This is a genomic window from Bradyrhizobium sp. PRIMUS42, assembly GCF_023006515.1.
GTDB lineage: Bacteria > Pseudomonadota > Alphaproteobacteria > Rhizobiales > Xanthobacteraceae > Bradyrhizobium.
In genome coordinates this window covers 1-2,123 of record NZ_JALBGZ010000922.1, presented here as the reverse complement: position 1 = coordinate 2,123, position 2,123 = coordinate 1, and the positions used below count along the sequence as shown (strand labels likewise).

At 64.0% G+C, this 2,123-nt stretch carries 2 protein-coding genes and 1 pseudogene; all 3 read right to left on the bottom strand.

The genetic code is table 11. The features are described 5' to 3' along the window. A pseudogene (locus tag MOV75_RS35715) lies at positions 1–235 on the bottom strand (alpha/beta hydrolase); the annotation flags it as partial. A gap of 119 nt (positions 236–354) precedes the next feature. Beyond that, positions 355–1,182 (bottom strand): HD domain-containing protein, encoded by an 828-nt coding sequence (locus tag MOV75_RS35710; protein ID WP_246926157.1) that lies wholly within the window; start codon positions 1,180–1,182, stop codon positions 355–357. 205 nt (positions 1,183–1,387) lie between these two features. Beyond that, positions 1,388–2,123: transglutaminase family protein (locus MOV75_RS35705; protein WP_247007686.1), on the bottom strand; the 736-nt coding region annotated here is incomplete at its 5' end.

The following is a 2,123-nucleotide window of genomic DNA, read 5'->3' as shown; positions in this document are numbered from 1 at the left end:
CCGCCTGCTCGCCGGAGCGCAAGGTCGACGCGATGCGGAAACGGGTCGGCCCATAGCCGCGCAGCCAGGGCACCAGCACGCGTGCGCCGGCTTGTGCAATGAGGGGCGCGGCCTCGGCATAGGCGTCCACGTCGTAGGGAAAACCGTGGCCCATGATGCAGGGCCAGCCATCCGGCGCGCCGTATTCGCGATAGGCGATGTCGAGGATGTCCGTGGCGATCGTTTTTTGTTGCATGGTTGCTCACGGCGTTTTGGAGGCTGTAGCCCGGATGAGCGCAGCGACATCCGGGACTTGGCAACACCGCACCCGGATATCGCTGCGCTCATCCGGGCTACAGCACCGCAAAGCCCGATTTATCTCTGCGGGCCGGACAGCGAGATGTCGCGCTCGGCGCGGAACACGTTGCTGTAGAGGTTGGCGATCCATTGCCGGCCGATCTCGGTCTTGTTGAGATAGCCGATCTCGGTCTGGATGTGGGGAGCGACGCTGTTCCAGTAGAATTGTGGATAGCGGTTCACGATGTCGGCAGGCGAATCGTAGCCGAGCTGGCGATTCATGCCGACCTCTTCGAACTCATAATACAGCGCGTTGGCCTTGCGCAGATAGTTGGGATCGCCGAGTTGGCCGATGAAGTCAGCCGCGCGCAGGATCGAGGCTTCGTCGTCATATTCCTGGCCTTGGCGGGCCGGAAAACGCGTGCCCTCGATGGCGCGGGCAACGCGCTCGGGATCGACTCCGGGAATATGCCGCAGCCGCCGCGTCACATAAAGCTTCGAGCGATCGACGTGATACATCATCAGGCTCGCATCCGATGCACCACGCGGCAACGAGATCTTGGTGTCGGCCGCGTCGATGACGAAGCCGTCGGAATCGTCCTCCTCGAACAGCCCGCGCACATAGCCGATGTCGTGGGCGAGGCAGGCGATCAGGACATGGACGTAGTCCTCAGCCGACAGGTGGGTATGAAGACTGCGGCCGCCGAGGATGGCCTGAGCCGCCAGCGTCACCAGCATCGTATGCTCGATATTGTGATAGAGCGCATCGCTGTTGCCGATGCATTCCATCGCGGTACGGGTCGCGCTCTCGATGATGTTGGCAGAAGTCTCATCGTACCGGCGACGCATGAACTTACCGAGGAAGCCCTCGAGGGATTCAGCCGCCAGTCTCGGTAAGGTTATCATGGATGCAGCCCCGTCCGCCGCTGGTGTCCCACGCTCTCTCCCGACGTCTCTCTCGTTCTCGACGCAAGCCAGCATAGCCCATCTTGGGCCGGCTGACCAAACCCTTGGCAACGCGATTATGGAAATATGTTACCGTTGTGCTATGCGACATCGCGGTTGCGGCAGCGGCCCGATACACCCTCGCGGCCGGCGCGGGAGCCCGCGTCTATTCCACCAGCAGCACGTCGACGGCGACGCCAAGCTTCTGCTTGGGCGAGCCGACGATGATGCCGTCGACGGGCGAGACGTCGGAGAAATCGCGCCCGACCGCAAGCACGATATGGTCGTTGCCAATCAGCAGATCGTTGGTCGGGTCGAAATCGACCCAGCCAAGCTCGGCCCCGCACCACAGCGACACCCAGGCATGGGTGGCATCGGCGCCTTGCAGGCGCGCCTGGCCCGGCGGCGGAATGGTGCGCAGGTAGCCGCTGACATAGGCCGCTGGCAGACCGAGCCCGCGCAGCCCTGCGATCATCACATGGGCAAAATCCTGGCAGACGCCGTGACGCTTGTCGAAAACCTCGCCGAGCGGCGTCGAGATCACCGTCGCCTTGGGATCGTAGCGAAACTCGGTGCGGATGCGATGCATGAGATCGACGGCGCAGGCGAGGATGCCCGCGCCGGGCGCAAAGCTCATCCCAGCGTAGGCGCTGACGGGACGCAGCACCGGCACCAGCGGGCTGGCAAAGACATAGCCGACCGGCGAGGCCGGCCCGAGGCTGGTCGCCTCGAAGGCGATATCGCGAACGCTCTCCCAGGACGGGCTTGAGGCATCGCGCGCCGGCGGCTGGCGCGACAACAACAACGGTCCGGGCATCGTCGGCTCGATCCTGATGATGATCCTCGCCCCGCTGGGCGCCATGCTGGTGCAGATGGCGATCAGCCGGACCCGTGAATATGCC